Below are 17,298 nucleotides of genomic sequence, written 5' to 3' on the forward strand. Positions count from 1 at the left end.
ATTAATTGATGTGCAGCAATTACTAATGGTCACCTATTCGTTATAAACATCAATTGCCAGTTTTAAATATCTCGTTTTTGAAGGCCCCATGTGGTTTGCTTTGATAATCAATCCAAATCCCAGCACTGATAAGGTGGCTGCCGGAATAATGCCAGTAAATGCAGTGCTCTTCCATGACGAGTCGTGACGTTTTTCCAAATCAGAGGAAGGCGCGTCCGTATCGATGGAGAACAATACAACTCCTGCTAAAAAGGAGGCAACTGCAGATGTATATAAAATAGTTCTTTTCCTTTGCACAGATCTGTATTTCTTGAGAAGCTCTATGCTTTTAGCATTGGAGGCTAAATCACTGCTCAGGTCTACATAGTTGACTTTTTTAAGGTTGCCATACCCTAGATTATAATAGTTTTTTGTTTGGACGACGGTAGGGTTACGAGTATAGCCATGTATGCTATCATAGGTAACCCATTTGATCGTTTTTGCTTCATATAAGTTCACCTTTCCTTTTCTGATACGCTCAGAAAATGTTATTTCACCGTCAACATCGAAGTCTTTCACATTGGCAAAGAAACCACGATTGTTGTTAAAGAATTTTACCTGATCCGGATGGATGCGCCGTGAATCAACCCACAGATAAAATGAACCTGCAGGGTCTCTTTCAAGGTCAATACGATTTGCATGAATTACTGAATCAGAATAAAGATAAAGGAAATCTCCGGATTCGTCGGATTGGGCGTGCCCAATATGCATGCACATTGCATACGCAGCGATCAAGGTTAATAAAGCTTTCATCTCAGTGTGTTTGTGTGATACTAACTTAAGAAAAAGTAGTGAATACAGCAGAGAAACCTTTGTAAATAGATGGTGACAATGTTTTGCAGGCAAACTCAGAAAAAGGCACTCTTTAACATATATTTTTGTAACTTTTAGCCCGATAAACCTAAAATGCTCTTTTATGGAATTTTTAAACGGCGTTAATGCACTCACGCTGATTTTTACGGGCTTACTCGTTTTTGCTATTGCTTACCGGCTGTACGGTGTGTTTATGGCCAACAAGGTATTGCGTTTGAGTAATAAAAACCTTACCCCGGCGGTTGAGTTCGCCGATGGCCAGGATTACGTTGCGACAAACAGGAATGTACTGTTCGGGCATCATTTCGCCGCCATTGCTGCCGCCGGACCGCTGGTTGGTCCCGTACTAGCTGCACAGTTTGGATATCTGCCCGGTGCTCTCTGGATCCTGATAGGATGTGTATTAGGTGGAGGAGTACATGATATGGTAGTATTGTTTGCTTCCGTACGCCATAAAGGTCAGAGTCTTGCCACCATTGCCTCGAGGGAAATTGGCGCCGCTACGGGGACTATCGCCGGGCTTGCCATTTTATTTATTCTGATCCTCACGCTCGCAGGACTATCCCTTGCCTGCATTAATGCCATGCATGAAGCATCCTGGTCGTTATTTACTGTTGTTATTACGATGCCTATAGCGATTATTATGGGCTTAATTATGCGTTACAGGAAGGACAGTGTTGGCTTCGCGAGTATACTGGGCGGTGTTTTGCTGATTGTCGGCATTATAGGCGGACACGATCTGATGCAAAACCCTCAGATTAACAGCTTGTTTAGCTGGAACATCGGTACGATCTCTATAGCTATTCCGCTATATGGTTTTCTTGCCTCTGTTCTTCCGGTATGGCTATTACTGGTGCCGAGAGACTACCTGTCAACCTATCTTAAGATCGGTACTATCCTTATGCTTGCAGTGGGCGTGATATTTATTCATCCCACAGTGCAAATGCCCGCGCTTACGGCATTTATTCATGGCGGCGGCCCCGTAATAGGAGGCCCGGTACTGCCGTTCATTTTTATTGTGATAGCCTGCGGCGCCATCTCAGGATTTCATGCGGTGATCGCTACGGGGACAACGCCCAAGATGATTGCAAAAGAAAGCGAGATCCTCTTTGTGGGTTACGGCGCAATGCTGGTAGAAGGTTTTGTGGCCTTGATGGCTCTCATTGCGGCCTGCACGCTAATGCCGGGAGATTATTTTGCTATTAATACTCCAAAAGAGGGCTATGATGCATTTCTGGCTGCTCATCCCAACTTACATACCGTAGATCTGAAACATTATTCTGATGTGATCGGCATCGATCTCCATGGGCGTACAGGCGGGGCCGTATCTCTTGCCGTGGGAATGGCCCATATCTTTAATAAAGTACCTTTTATGGATCAGCTTACTGCATACTGGTATAATTTTGCCATTATGTTTGAGGCGGTATTCATCCTCACTGCTATTGATGCAGGTACGCGGGTAGGCCGCTTCTTTTTACAGGAAATGCTTGGTTCGGCGATACCAAAGTTTAATGATAAGAATTGGGTGCCTGGCGTTATCATAAGCAGTGCATTGTTCACCTTCGCCTGGGGATACCTGGTATATACAGGTAATATCGGTAGTATCTGGCCTTTGTTTGGTATAAGTAACCAGCTGCTTGCGGCGTGCGGGCTCATCGTTTGTACCACCATGCTGATCCGCATGAATCGTGGACGATATGCTCTCTGGTCGGCTATCCCAGGGGTTTTCATGGCACTCATTACTTTTTGGGCCGGATACATACAGGTTACAACGATATATCTTCCCAAAGAGCAATATCTTCTTGCTTCCCTCGCTGTGATCGCTATGTTTCTGATGCTTTTGGTATTTATTGGCGCCTTCGGAAAATGGTATAACCTGCTTAAAAGTAAGGCCCCTGATCAGATTGATTTTTACGGAGAAAGTGTAAAAGAACTGGTGGAACGTTAAGGTTCTTATTGCGGACGATCATCAATTCTTCCTCTTTTGACATTTTTGCTGGTTTTTTGAATATTCTTATCCGTGTTTAGCACAACACTCTCATAGTTTTGGCTGGTACTATTTGATAAACCAACAAGCCAAATAATGAAGGAAGAGATTTACAAAGAATTAAGTTCGGTTGCGTCGCAGGTGCGCCGCGATATAGTAAGAATGGTGCACCAGTGCCAGTCGGGGCACCCCGGCGGTTCCCTGGGATGTGCGGATTATCTCGTCGGTCTGTATTTTTATGCCATGAAGCACAATACGCGCTTTAACATGGATGGTACGGGCGAAGACCTTTTCTTTTTGTCCAACGGACACATTTCACCAGTATGGTATAGCGTGCTTGCCCGCGCAGGATATTTTGATGTTAAGGAGCTGGGTACATTCAGAAAGATCAATTCGAGGATTCAAGGGCATCCGACCACTCATGAGCACCTTCCCGGAATCCGCATCGCTTCGGGCTCGCTGGGACAGGGGCTTTCCGTAGCTATCGGTGCAGCGTTAACCAAAAAACTAAATCATGATCCTTCGCTTGTGTTCTCATTGCATGGCGATGGAGAGCTTCAGGAAGGCCAGATCTGGGAAGCCGCGATGTTTGCTTCACACAACAAGGTTGATAACCTTATTTCTGCCATCGACTTTAACGGACAGCAGATTGACGGCCCCACAGAAAAAGTGCTGTCGTTGGGCAATCTTCGTGCGAAATGGGAGGCATTCGGCTGGGAAGTACTCGAAATGAAGGGGAATGATATGAAAGATGTTGTGGTTGTACTGGACGAGGCGAAAGCTAAAACGTCGGGTGGAAAACCGGTAATGATCCTGATGCATACGTCAATGGGCTACGGTGTCGACTTTATGATGGGATCGCATAAGTGGCACGGCGTTGCACCAAACGATGAACAGCTGGCGGCGGCCCTGGCCCAGCTTGAAGAAACACTTGGTGACTATTAAATCCGTACTCACAGAGTTCAAACCGATTGAATACTATTTAAATGAAGAAATACACTTTTACTGAAAAAAAAGATACGCGCTCAGGTTTTGGAGCTGGCCTGCTGGAAGCGGGTAAACGAAACGGCAATGTAGTAGCATTATGTGCCGACCTGGTGGGCTCTCTGAAGATGGAGGCCTTTATTAAGGACTTTCCAGAACGCTTCTTCCAGATGGGAATTGCTGAAGCCAACATGATGGGTGTTGCAGCAGGCATGACGATTGGCGGAAAGATTCCTTTTACCGGTACTTTTGCCAACTTCTCGACAGGCCGGGTATACGACCAGATCCGTCAGTCGATCGCCTATTCAGATAAAAACGTTAAGATCTGCGCCTCGCATGCAGGACTCACGCTTGGAGAAGACGGCGCAACGCACCAAATCCTTGAGGATATTGGATTAATGAAAATGCTGCCAGGCATGACAGTAATCAACACCTGTGATTATAATCAGACAAAGGCCGCTACTATTGCTATAGCGGAGTATGAAGGCCCGGTTTATCTGCGCTTTGGTCGCCCAGTGATGCCGATCTTCACCGACGCTGATCAGAAGTTTGAGATAGGCAAGGCATGGATCGTGAACGAAGGTGCCGACGTTAGTATCTTTGCTACCGGACATATGGTATGGGAGGCTATCCTTGCCGGTGAAAAGCTGGCAGAAATGGGAATAGATGCAGAAATTATTAACGTCCATACCATTAAGCCACTGGACGAGGAAGCCGTACTGAAATCGGTCGCAAAGACGGGATGCGTGGTAACGGCTGAAGAGCACAATAGACTGGGTGGTCTGGGCGACAGCATTGCGCAACTGCTGGTTAAAAATAATCCTGTACCACAAGAATATGTAGCAGTCGACGACTCGTTCGGCGAAAGCGGTAAGCCTGCTGACCTTATGGCGAAGTATGGCCTCGACAACGAGCACATTGTCAGCGCAGTGAAACGGGTAATGAAACGGGCGGGCAAGTTAACTGAGCTACGGTGAAAAGGAAAGGATCTTTAGCCTTCATTATATTGTCCCTGTTCGTCTCCTTAGCATATAGCCAGGGACCGGGACAAGCAGGCTACATTTTCGAACGGAGAGAAAAAGGTTATTTTCCTTTGGTCGCAGAAGGAAAAGCGGCTCCCATCCTTTTAAGCCAGGATGAATGGCCGGGCGTACGCCGGGCGGCGAACAGTTTTATAAATGATATAAAAGCAGTGGCGGATGTGCGTCCGCTGCTCCCGGATAGGCTGGAAGGAAACAGGCGACTGGTAATAGCCGGTACTTTAGGCCGGAACCAATGGATTGACCTTTTGGTAAAGCAAGGAAGAATAGATGTTAACAGCATTGCCGGCAAATGGGAAACTTACCTGATACAGTCCGTGCCGAAGCCCTTTCCTGGCGTTGACGAGGCCCTCGTTATTGCAGGTAGCGATAAGAGAGGGACGATCTATGGTATTTACGATATGTCGGCTCAAATTGGCGTTTCGCCGTGGTACTGGTGGGCAGATGTACCTCCAAAAAAGAAAAGGGCCATTTATGTACAGCCGGGTAGGCATACCGATGGAACTCCTGCAGTTAAATACCGGGGTATTTTCATAAACGACGAAGCCCCGGCATTTTCGGGATGGACAACGGCGAAATTCGGCGGGTTTAATCATGGGATGTATGAAAAAGTACTTGAGCTTTTGCTGAGGTTGAAGGCCAATTATTTATGGCCGGCCATGTGGGGAAGGGCATTCAACGATGATGATAAGTTAAACCCTGTGCTTGCCGATGAATATGGCATCGTGATGGGGACCTCTCACCACGAGCCGATGAACCGGGCACAGCAGGAGTGGAAGCTGTATGGCAAAGGCGAATGGAACTACGAAACCAACAAAGAGGTGCTAAGCGGGTTTTGGAAAAAAGGGATTGAAAATATGGGGTCGAAGGAAACGATTGTAACCGTGGGGATGCGTGGCGATGGGGATATGCCGATGACCGAAGGTAGTAATATTGCTCTTCTGGAGAGAATTGTTAAAGATCAGCGTACGATAATCAGCGATGTATTAAAGAAAGAAGCCTCTGAAGTACCTCAGATGTGGGCTCTGTATAAAGAAGTGCAGGACTATTATGATAAGGGCATGCGAGTGCCCGACGATGTCACATTGCTCCTTTGCGACGACAACTGGGGCAATATCCGTAAGCTTCCTTCGCTAACAGAAAAGCCGCGAAAGGGAGGTTACGGTATCTATTATCACTTCGACTATGTCGGAGGCCCGCGTTCGTATAAATGGATTAACACAAACAGTGTTTCTAAGATCTGGGAGCAGATGCACCTGGCTTACGAGTACAATGCACGGCAACTTTGGGTAGTAAATGTTGGCGATTTAAAGCCAATGGAATATCCCATAAGCTTCTTTCTGGATTATGCATGGAAACCTGAACGCTGGACGGCAGACAAACTGCATAATTATAGTGTTGAATGGGCGGCTCAACAGTTTGGTTATGTCCATGCTGCGGAAATAGCCGATATACTGATAGGATATACCCGCTATAACTCCCGGTGTAAGCCGGAACTTCTGAACGAAAAAACATATAGTTTGCTTAATTATAATGAATTTTCGAGGGTTGCTTCGGATTACAGATTGTTGGAAGATAAAGCAAAAAAGCTCTATGAAGTTCTTCCGGCTAATTATAGGGACGCTTTTTATCAACTGGTACTACATCCAGTGCAGGCCAGTGCGAATCTTACAGAAATGTATCTGGAGACAGCTAAAAACAGGCACTATATACAGATTGGGAATGCCGCAGCCGCAAATGAAGCCGCAGATAAAGTGAAAGTTTTATTTGATAAAGATCAGCAAATATCAGATTACTATAATAATCAGTTGGCTGACGGCAAATGGAAGCACATGATGGATCAAACGCATATCGGTTATGTGAGCTGGTCGGATCCTGCAAATAACGTTATGCCTGCAGTAACCAGGCTAAATCCTGACAGTACAAAAAATACTACTTCGCTGCCTTTGTATATTACGAATCTAACCGCGGGCAAACCTGGCATATTTAAGGATGAGCACGGCTATATAGCGATAGAAGCAGAGCATTTTAGCAGGGCCGTGGTCAACGACGAAATTCGCTGGACGGTAATCCCCGACTATGGCAACACGCTTTCAGGTGTAACACCCTGGCCTGTCACTTCTGCGCGGGTAAAGACTGGCCTGAAGACGCCTCGTCTGGAGTATGATATCGACCTGAAGGACAGTGGTATAGTCTCCATTATTACATGTGTATCTCCAACTATTGATTTTAAACATCAGAACGGCTTGTTCTATGCTGTTTCAATTGATGATGAGCAGCCACAGATAGTCGATATTTCTACCAGGGTGGACACTCGCGAATGGGAGACTTCTGTGATTGGTAATATTAGGAAATTAACTACCCGGCACAAGATCGGCAGTCCGGGAAAGCATGTTCTCAAGTACTGGATGGTTGATCCTGCAGTAGTTCTTCAGAAGATAATGATCGACTCAGGCGGATTGAAAGAAAGCTTCCTGGGGCCAGTATATAAAGCCGAAACAGAGAGATAAAAGCATCTACACTGCTCATTGAACATTTGTGCTACTATCAGGAACAAGGACATCGCAATTTAATCCTTATCAAGGGTAATTTTACTTCAGTAAAACTAATCAAGCATCAATACGGCGGCTGCTGCAACTGGTCTGTGGTAATATTACGAATATATTTAGGCTTTTTGATATAGTAGAAATACTATATATTGTAAGCATTAAATTATCATAGTGCCAGGGCAACCATAGCCGTCCGGAAGATCGGAAGTTAAAGTAGAGACCAATTGATACAACCATGACCCAAAAAAGAATAAGGTTTTTTTTCTTTGTTGCCCTTTTCTGTCTGTTTGCAAAGGCCGGATCCGCGCAGATAGGGGATTTGAATTTTATGAATCTTGGCACGAGGGAAGGTCTTTCATCCAATATTGTAAGCGCAATTTTGAAGGATCGGTACGGGTATGTCTGGTTTGCTACTAACGACGGCCTTAATAAATTCGATGGAACACATTTCACTATTTACAGGCGTAATGCTGAGGATCCCTCCAGTATTATCTCCAGTAATATATTAAGCCTCTACGAAGATAGCCGGGGGAACTTATGGGTGGGAACAGAAGCCGGACTGGTTCTTTATAACCGGAAGATGGACTCGTTCATCAATTATACTCCGGGACCGCCTCTGTCGGTTACCTCGATTTGCAGCGATGCAAAGGGAATGATTTGGATCGCAGGCTATGAAGGTATAAGAACGGTGAATCCAGAGAACCGGAAGGTATCGCTCTTTAAAGCAGCGCGAAGGGCTGATCAGGAAGTTGTGTCGCAAGTCGGCCTGAGACTATTCCGCGACAGCCGCAAACGTGTATGGCTGGGGACGAAAACTGGTCTTTACCTCTATCTGGCCGGGCGCAACACATTTAAACGTTTTTCTCATTCAAATGATAAGCCCTCAAGTCTGGCCGATAACTCTATTTCGGCGATCTCCGAAGATAATAAAGGTAATATTTGGGTGGGTACAAACAATGGATTAAGTATGCTTAAGCCCGACGGACACAACTTTATAAACTACAGGAATATAGCCGCCGACAAATTCAGCTTAAGCAGCAACATTGTTTATGCAGTAGCTCCTGAGCCAAACGGCAAACTATGGGTCGGCACGGAGGAAGGCTTGAATATTCTTGATCCTGCCGACGGGAAGGTGTTGAGAGTTGAACGTAGCGGCCGGAATAAATATGGTCTTACTGGTAAATCGGTTAAAGCCATACTGATAGATAAACATGGTATTTACTGGGTCGCAACTTTCCGGGGCGGTGTTAATAAATACGACAAAAACCTGGCATTTTTCAATCTAAGGCAGAGTAATTCATACGATCCTTACGGACTCAGTGCCCCTGTAGTCACCTCCTTTGCCCCTGGTAAGGGAAACACGGTTTATGTTGGGACAGATGGCGGGGGGCTGAATCTGTTCGACGTTAGTGCAGGCATGTTTCGTCATATAGCCCTTGGTCAATCTCCTCAAGGCCATAGGCTTTCCATCCTGGCGATGGAAAGCGTTTCTTCTGAGATATGGATAGGCACTTTTCTTGAAGGATTGTTTGTTCTTGATACAAAGACTGGTGAAAGCAGGCAGATAAAAAAGGGTACTAACACAATTAGCAGTAACGAGATTTTTTGTATAAAGAAAGATAGTCGTGGAACGGTGTGGATTGGGACCAACGGGCAGGGTGTGGATTTCTATGATCCTCAGGAAAAGCGCTTTCAACACTTCAATAAACATAGAGTGAGTGTACGGCCGGGATTTTTCAACGGTTATGTGCGTGCAATTGAGGAAGACTGGGACGGAAATATTTGGATAGGTTCAAACGGATCGGGTATTGTAGTGTACAACCCCGTATCGGGACAGTCACGACTCTTAAATCAGACGAATAGTAAGCTGCCAAATGATAACGTAACGTCTATCTGCACGTCCGGCGACGGCACTGTTTGGGTGGGTACAGCCGGCGGAGGCCTGGCTCGTTTTAACAAAAAGGCCTCCTCATTTTCCAGCTATTCGGAAAAGAATGGCCTGGCTAATGGTGTGATCTATAAAATTATAGAAGATAAGTCGGGCAAGCTTTGGATGAGCACCAATAAAGGAATCAGCAGTTTTGATACCAAAGCCGGGCGATTCAAAAATTATTCTTATTACAATGGTCTTCAGCGAAATCCTTTTGTTCCGGGAGCAGGCTTACGATTGCCCGACGGCAGGCTGTTTTTTGGAGGTATTGATGGCTTTAATTATTTCGACCCTCAGCAACTGCATGCTAATAGAAATGTGCCAAGGGTTGTATTAACCGACCTGAAGATTTCAAATCAAAGCGTTTTACCATCAGCTTCATCGGAGATTAAAGAGCACATTTCGGTGGCCCGTGAGATCCATCTCGACTATAAACAGAACTTTTCGCTGAGCTTTGTTTCCCTTAATTATACATCGCCCGAAGAGAACCGCTATCTCTATAAACTGGAGAACTTTGATAAAGAATGGAATCGGGTCGGGCCGATAAATACGGCAGTATATACGAATCTTGATCCCGGAGAATATGTTTTTCGGGTAAAGGCTACTACCGATGCAGGCGAATGGACAACACCCGTTACTTCTATAAAGATTTTTGTGAGACCGCCTTTCTGGCTTACGTATTATGCCTACGCTTGTTATATTTTGCTGATAGGTCTGATTCTCGCGTATATGCGTTATGTCGGAATTCAGAAGTTGAAAGCTCGTTTTGCGATCGAACAGGAACGGGTAAAAGCACAACAACAAATAGAACAGGAACGCCGGGAAGCAGAACGCCTGCATGAATTTGATGAGCTCAGGATAAAGTTCCTAACTAATCTGAGCCATGAATTCCGCACTCCGATCTCGTTGATCGTAGGTCCTGTTGAACAACTCCTTCAGCAGGAAACAAGTAACCAAAAAGCGAATCAGCTGAATATGATCCGCCGGAATGCCCGGCGCTTGCTAAACCTGGTGAATCAGCTGCTTGATTTCCGGAATGTAGAGAAGAAAGAGCTAAGCCTGAATGTTACGGAAGGCGACTTCATTTCATTTGCAAAAGACGTCTCCGAGTCATTCAGGGATCTTGCAGAGCGTAAGCAGATCCATTTCGGCTTCAGAAGTTCCGTAAGAGACTTCTTTACGTTCTTCGATCATGATAAAGTGGAGCGGGTCCTGTTTAATCTTTTGTCTAACGCATTTAAATTCACCTTGAAAGGAGGGGAGGTGCTGTTGCATATAGAGAACGCGCCTAATTCTGAAGGTGTAATAATACGGCTTGAGGACACAGGGGTTGGTATACAGGAGAGGGAGAAAATGAAAATATTCGATCGTTTTTTCCAAAGCGATACAGATTCTGCTGTCCTTAATCAAGGCAACGGCATTGGCCTGTCCATCACGCGTGAGTTTGTAAAAATCCACGGTGGAACAATAGAGGTAGAAAGCATAGAGGGAAAGGGGTCTACCTTCATTATCTTCCTGCCTTTAAAGAGGATCGAGGAGACCTTTGTGCTGGAAGAAGATTCCGTTGTCCAGGTTGAAGATGAAGAAAGAACGCCTTTAGAGAATAGTGCTGAAAAGGCGCCTGTGGCTTCAGCAATGCCTGTTGTATTGCTGATAGAAGACAATGAAGACTTCAGGTTTTATCTTAAAGACAACCTGAAATCGTCTTACAAAGTTCTGGAAGCTTCTAACGGAAAAGAAGGATGGCAAAAAGTACTGTTTTCTCATCCGCAGGTGGTTATCAGCGACATTAGTATGCCCTACATGAATGGCATAGAACTGTGCCGTAAAATTAAATCGGATAAAAGGACCAGCCACATTCCGGTATTGCTGCTCACTGCATTAACAGGGGAGGAAGACCAGTTGCATGGACTGGAAACAGGTGCAGATGACTATATGACAAAGCCATGTAACTTTGATATTCTTGATATTAAAATCCGGAACCTGCTGGCATTAAATGAACGTCTCAAAACAGCTTATAGTAAGCAAATTAAGGTACTAGCTCCCGAAGTGAAAGTGGAGTCGGATAATGAGAAACTCTTAAGTAAAGTGATCAGGCATATCGACGATAATCTTACTAATCCGCAGCTTTCTGTCGAAAACCTTAGCAAACATGTTGGGATGAGCCGCGGATCACTTTATACCAAAATGCTGGAACTGACCGGCGAGACCCCTGTTGAATTTATACGCTCTGTGAAATTAGATAGGGCGGCTGTTTTGCTCGAAAAAACCGAGATGAACGTAGGACAGGTTAGCTATGCAGTTGGCTTTGCTACTCCTAATTATTTTGCACGGGCCTTTAAAAGCAGATTTAATATGCAGCCATCCGAATATATCAGTTTGAAACGAAGTAATGAAAAAAGTGTATCATGGGTCAACCAGAAAAATGTACAAACGGACTAGGTTTCAGAATAGCTTGTTGAGTATGGTTTTTTTAATGTTAAATATTGATAGTCAGTTTGTTAAATATGTATAAAATGCCAGCAAAAGAGAGGAAATGAAAGGACTTATATTTTGAAAACAGCCATTGAACATATCTTCCATATAAATGACGATTAGTCCTCTTCTGTTAAAGCGCCCAAACCTACTTTAGCATTAAACCTGTACAACAATTATAAACCGAACAGGCAACATGATAGAGGAAACGTTAAATACGGTATATGGCAGTATGTATTCATCACCAGTATTTGATATAACAGGACCGACGCTTGTCTTGACGGAAGCAGTAAAGAATTTAAAATAGAATTAACACAATTATGAAAGGCTTTATTAGAGGACCGGACTGCAGCGCCGGTGACGATGTCACATTATTTAAACATTCTAAGCAATTTTAAAACCTTCAATTTGAATCTAATGACTAAACAATTATTTAACAAATTCAGGAAACGTCTATTCCTATCCTTGCTATACCTTGTTGTTTCTATGGCTGCTTATGCCCAAACGAAGCAAATCAGGGGAACGGTAGTAGACGAGAAAAATGAGCCGCTGCCGGGAGCAACGGTGAAAGCAAAATCAGGAAAGGGTTCCGCCAGTACAGGCGCCGACGGGAGGTTCACGATAACCGTTCCTCAAAATGAGCAGACACTAACAGCTTCCTTCATTGGCTTCGATCTCAGGGAAGTTAGTATTGCCGGACAAACAAACATCACTATTAAGATGGTACCCAGTTCCAAGAGCCTTGAAGAAGTAGTGGTTATTGGTTACGGAACTCAAAGGCGGGAGGCTGTTACCGGTTCGGTTGCTTCGATCTCCGGCGAGAAAATGCGCGATGTGCCTTCTGCAGGTATCACGCAGGCACTGCAAGGGCGTTTGCCTGGAGTGGAGATGGCTCAAACTTCATCTCAGCCAGGCGCAGCAATGCGTATCCGTATCAGAGGTACCCGTTCGCTTACCGCTACAAACGATCCGCTTGTGGTACTCGACGGTATTCCTTTCGCCGGATCTATCAACGATATCAATCCTAACGATATCCAAAGTCTGGATATCCTGAAGGACGCCTCGGCAACCGCTATCTATGGTTCACGCGGTGCAAACGGTGTTATATTAGTAACAACCCAGAAAGGAAAAAAGGAACAAAAAGCAGTGGTAAGCTATAACGGTTATCACGGAGCAAAGAGTGTGTTTGCACCATATCCCATGATGAGCGGATCTGAACTTTCTGCACTTCGCGAAGCGTTCAATTATCAGCCAAGATTGGGAGGAGATGAAGCAGCCGATGTTAATACCGATTGGCAGGACTTACTTTACAGAACAGCTGCCTTAACAAGTCATGACCTGGGAGTTACAGGCGGCACCAAGGGAGGTAGCTATAACGTTAGTTTGGGCTATTATCAGGATCAGGGAGTGATTCCTTCTCAGCAATACGATCGTTTGTCATTACGTGCTTCTGTTGATCAGGAAGTTGGCAAATATCTACGCCTTGGATTTACTACAAACAATAACTATAACGTTACCCAAGGCTCGCAGGTGGGTATGTATGGTGCATTGAGCATGTCGCCTCTCGTTAGTCCCTATAATGCGGATGGTACGCCGAGAAGAGTAGCTCAAATGCCTCAGGACCAGCAATGGATCTACACAAAAGATGTAGTTGATTCGTTGGAAGACCGGTGGTTGAACGAAACAAAAGGCTATGCTACTTACAATGCTATCTATGGTGAGGTTAAAATTCCTGGAATTGAAGGCTTAAAGTATCGTGCAAACGTTGGCTTAGATTTTCGCCAGAGTAATAATGGAGCCTTTACCGGCAGGGGCGTAAATGCAATTGACCCTACAACAGTGTCAACAGCTTCTGTTACCAATTCACATACCTATCACTGGGCTGTAGAAAACTTACTTACTTACGACCGGACTTTCAACGAAAAACACCGTGTGAATGCAGTAGCCTTATATTCGGTTGAAAAGACCAATTTTAATCAGTCGAACATGTCGGGAAGAAATATTCCAAACGAGGATTTTCAGTACTACAACATCGGCAGCGCCCTTGATGAAGTTACTGTTAATCCCGACAACCAAAAGTATTGGTCGAGAGGTTTAGTGTCGTGGATGGGACGTGTAATGTATTCATACGCAGATCGATATATGTTAAGTGCGACAGTGCGATCTGACGGATCTTCCGTTCTGGCGCCAGGATATAAATGGCACACCTATCCTGCAGTATCCGCAGGATGGAATATCGGGAATGAATCGTTTATGGAAGGTATCACCGCTATAAACTCACTGAAGTTAAGAGTAGGGTATGGTGAAACTTCCAACCAATCGGTTGATCCTTACCGTACACTTGGAATACTGAGCCCCCGACCGTATAATTATGGCAATACAAACGCTACCGGATTCTATGTCTCTCTGGCGCCAAGTCCTGTTCTTGGCTGGGAATATTCCAAAACCTGGAACTACGGCCTGGATTTTACCATATTGAATAACAGGCTGTCGGGTACAGTGGAGTACTACGTAACAAATACTGAAGACCTCTTGCTGAATAAGGGTTTACCTCCTACAGCCGGCGTCGACAGAGTTACTCAAAATGTTGGGAAGACACAAAATAAGGGTATCGAGTTTTCTCTTAATGGCCAGATCCTAAATGATGTAAATGGATGGAGCTGGGAAGCAGGTGTCAATTTCTATGCAAACCGTAATAAAATTGTATCCCTTGCCTCGGGAATACAGAGAGACGAGAACAATTGGTGGTTTGTCGGTCACCCGATTAACGTAATCTATGATTATGAAAAAGTCGGTCTCTGGCAGGAAGGTGAGCCTTATCTCACTAATTTCGAAGGTAATTCAGCAAAGCCGGGCATGGTCAAGGTCAAGTACACCGGTGAGTATGATGCCAGCGGTAAACCTGTGAGGGAAGTTGGTCCGGCAGATAGACAGATATTAGACGCCGACCCTGATTTTCAGGGAGGATTCAATACCCGCGTAGCCTATAAAGGTTTTGATCTGAGCGCGGTAGCCGTTTTCCAGAGTGGCGGTATCCTGAACAGCACGCTTTACGGGTCAGCAGGTTATCTTAACTTAATGAGCGGACGTCGCGGTAATGTGAAGGTTGATTACTGGACTCCAGAAAATACCGACGCCAAATACCCGGCTCCGGCAGGCCTGCGGAGTGGGGACAACCTGGAGTATGCCTCTACGCTTGGCTACTTTGATGCATCTTATCTGAAAGTACGTACCATTTCTCTCGGGTATAACTTTAGTCAAAAATTGTTAAAACGTTCGGGCATCAGCAGACTGCGTATTTACGGTACCGTTCAGAATCCTTTTGTGTTGTTCTCTCCGTATCATAAAGAGTCGGGTATGGACCCCGAACCCAATACTACAGGTGACCAAAGTTCGACAATGGCCGTACCCTATAGTGGAAATCTGAGCAGGCTGCTTACTATTGGTACTAACTCGCCTTCAACGCGCAATTATTTGTTTGGTGTTAACTTAACATTTTAAAAAAGATCACGATGAGACGCATTCATATTAAAACTTTTATAGGAACAGCTATCCTGACATTGTTTATGGCTGGTTGTTCTGACATTCTCGACGAAAAGCCCCGCAGTTCATACACTCCCGAGTTTTTTAAATCGGAAACCGGGGTTAGAGGAGGATTAACGGCATTGTACGCACACCTGCGATATATCTATGGTCAGGCTTATTACTACAATACGGGTGAAACGGGTACCGATGAAGTAACCTACGCAGTGGATGGCGACCAGAATTTTAAGATCATGGACATCTCCGGTCAGGGGAACATAACCCCTCAGGATAGCCGCGCCGATGTATTATGGGGAGCTGCGTTCCCTAATATTAACACAGCAAGTGGTATTATTGAAAACGGCGCAGCCGTTGGGGTGTCGAATGCATTAATTGCAGAGGCTCGTTTTTTCCGGGCGTTCGATTATTTCCTTCTGGTGCAAACGTTTGGCGGGGTGCCTTTGGATCTTGGTGCTGGTGAACTGAAGTTCAATACTGACCCCAAAACATCCTCTACCCGCAACACAGTACCGCAGGTTTATACAAAAGCAGTATTTCCTGACCTGCTGACCGCTGTGAACGATTTGCCCGACCAGCCGCGTATAACGGGTGCAGCAACCAAAACTCTGGCGAGACTGTTTTTGGCTAAAGCCTATCTCACTTATGGCTGGTGGCTGCAAAATCCTAATAATATCCCTACTTTTCCGGCAAGCGACAGAACTGATCCAGACGGACATAATGCCCAATGGTATTTTCAGCAGGCTTATGATGTAGCTATAGCAGCTATAGATAATCATCCTGCCAGCATCGGCTTACAGCCTACATATTATGATGTTAACCTCGGTCCGAACGACCGTAACGGCGAAATCCTTTTGTATGCCGATCATACCCAGTCAAGTGAGTTCTACAACGGTGGTAGTCTTACTTATGGTAGTGGCGGTGCACCGGATAATTTCGCTGGTTGGATGATGACCTGGAACTATACTAACATCAGAAGCAGCTCTTCGAGTACTACATGGACTGCGGTGAGCTCGGTTCAACGCGAAGCAGCACAGGCACTCGGACGTCCATGGACCCGTATGGCTCCTACTATTGGTGCTATCAAAAATACCTTTGCCGATAAAACCAACGACTCGCGTTATGATGGTACTTTCGTTACTACCTACCGTGGTAACTGGAACAAGGCCAACATCAGTGGTCCTTTGTATAACGCGAATTCAATGCAGGTGAATCCGGGCGACGCTATACTTACTTTCCTTGATGATGAGCCTGCTGTTCCTATTGTTTACCCTGGCGGTGCAGGCCAAAATGGCGTGGGAGCCGGTGTATTACCGGGAAGGGCTGACTTTGTGATATCACCGAACGGCATTGGCAGAAGGGTGTACCCTGGATTATGGAAACTCGGACCGTACAGAACCGACAATGGCACCGGATTAGGGCAACCCAATGCGGGAAGCACACGTCCTTTTAACATTGCGAAGTTTTCAGAGCTCTATTTTGTCGCTGCAGAAGCTGCTGTAAAGGGAGCAACTACACAATCTGGTAAAACCGCCCGTGATTTAATTAATGTCATCCGTGCACGTGCAGGTAAATGGCGCTGGAGTAATAACGGAAATGCAGCCAAAGTGCAGGACAACGCATTAGTTATGACTGCAGCAACACCGGCAACTATCGACATTAACTATATCTTAGCAGAACGCTCCCGTGAGTATTATGGCGAGGGTTATCGTTGGTTTGATCTTGTGCGTACGCAAAAGTGGACCGAACTCGCCTCTACATACCAAATCTCAGGAGGGAATTACGGAGATCATACTCCTGCCACGGTAACGCGAAGTATTCAACCTTACCACTATCTGCGTCCTATTCCACAAAGTCAGCTGGATGCAATGGAGGTAAGTCCTGAGGAAAAAGCTGCTTACCAGAATCCAGGATATTAATTTTATCAAACTTTCATACTTA

The 17,298-nt window shown here is 45.3% G+C and carries 8 protein-coding genes; 7 read left to right on the forward strand and 1 reads right to left on the reverse strand.

Annotation, left to right across the window (positions count from 1 at the left end):
• Window positions 1-33: 33 nt before the first annotated feature.
• Window positions 34-792 carry a hypothetical protein gene (locus BDE36_RS12695; RefSeq protein ID WP_141815169.1) on the reverse strand — a complete coding sequence of 253 codons (759 nt, stop codon included), beginning with the start codon at window positions 790-792 and terminating at the stop codon, window positions 34-36.
• Window positions 793-955: 163 nt separating this feature from the next.
• Between BDE36_RS12695 and BDE36_RS12700 the strand changes: the two genes are divergently transcribed.
• From BDE36_RS12700 to BDE36_RS12730, 7 genes are all read left to right on the forward strand, one after another.
• Window positions 956-2,800, forward strand: coding sequence for a carbon starvation CstA family protein (locus BDE36_RS12700; protein WP_141815170.1), 1,845 nt, complete (start codon window positions 956-958; stop codon window positions 2,798-2,800).
• Between the two features lie 135 nt (window positions 2,801-2,935).
• A complete protein-coding gene (locus tag BDE36_RS12705; protein ID WP_141815171.1) occupies window positions 2,936-3,784 on the forward strand; it encodes a transketolase in 849 nt (282 codons plus the stop codon).
• Window positions 3,785-3,825: 41 nt separating this feature from the next.
• Complete coding sequence (locus BDE36_RS12710) at window positions 3,826-4,800, forward strand: transketolase family protein (protein WP_141815172.1); 975 nt, start codon at window positions 3,826-3,828, stop codon at window positions 4,798-4,800.
• Window positions 4,797-7,373: a glycosyl hydrolase 115 family protein gene (locus tag BDE36_RS12715; protein ID WP_141815173.1), complete on the forward strand. Its 2,577-nt coding sequence runs from the start codon at window positions 4,797-4,799 to the stop codon at window positions 7,371-7,373. The genes BDE36_RS12710 and BDE36_RS12715 overlap by 4 nt, the downstream gene beginning before the upstream one ends.
• A 274-nt stretch (window positions 7,374-7,647) precedes the next feature.
• Window positions 7,648-11,784: a hybrid sensor histidine kinase/response regulator transcription factor gene (locus BDE36_RS12720; RefSeq protein ID WP_141815174.1), complete on the forward strand. Its 4,137-nt coding sequence runs from the start codon at window positions 7,648-7,650 to the stop codon at window positions 11,782-11,784.
• Window positions 11,785-12,234: 450 nt separating this feature from the next.
• A complete protein-coding gene (locus BDE36_RS12725; RefSeq protein ID WP_141815175.1) occupies window positions 12,235-15,318 on the forward strand; it encodes a SusC/RagA family TonB-linked outer membrane protein in 3,084 nt (1,027 codons plus the stop codon).
• An 11-nt stretch (window positions 15,319-15,329) separates the two neighbouring features.
• On the forward strand, window positions 15,330-17,276 hold the full coding sequence (locus BDE36_RS12730) for a RagB/SusD family nutrient uptake outer membrane protein (protein ID WP_141815176.1): 1,947 nt from the start codon (window positions 15,330-15,332) through the stop codon (window positions 17,274-17,276).
• Window positions 17,277-17,298 lie beyond the last annotated feature (22 nt).

This window comes from Arcticibacter tournemirensis (assembly GCF_006716645.1).
GTDB lineage: Bacteria > Bacteroidota > Bacteroidia > Sphingobacteriales > Sphingobacteriaceae > Arcticibacter > Arcticibacter tournemirensis.

Bases quoted from the DNA above. Each gene is read 5' to 3' on its own strand.
- BDE36_RS12700 (WP_141815170.1), top strand. From the start codon at position 956: ATGGAATTTTTAAACGGCGTTAATGCACTCACGCTGATTTTTACGGGC.
- BDE36_RS12705 (WP_141815171.1), top strand. From the start codon at position 2,936: ATGAAGGAAGAGATTTACAAAGAATTAAGTTCGGTTGCGTCGCAGGTG.
- BDE36_RS12730 (WP_141815176.1), top strand. From the start codon at position 15,330: ATGAGACGCATTCATATTAAAACTTTTATAGGAACAGCTATCCTGACA.
- BDE36_RS12725 (WP_141815175.1), top strand. From the start codon at position 12,235: ATGACTAAACAATTATTTAACAAATTCAGGAAACGTCTATTCCTATCC.
- BDE36_RS12720 (WP_141815174.1), top strand. From the start codon at position 7,648: ATGACCCAAAAAAGAATAAGGTTTTTTTTCTTTGTTGCCCTTTTCTGT.
- BDE36_RS12710 (WP_141815172.1), top strand. From the start codon at position 3,826: ATGAAGAAATACACTTTTACTGAAAAAAAAGATACGCGCTCAGGTTTT.
- BDE36_RS12695 (WP_141815169.1), bottom strand. From the start codon at position 792: ATGAAAGCTTTATTAACCTTGATCGCTGCGTATGCAATGTGCATGCAT.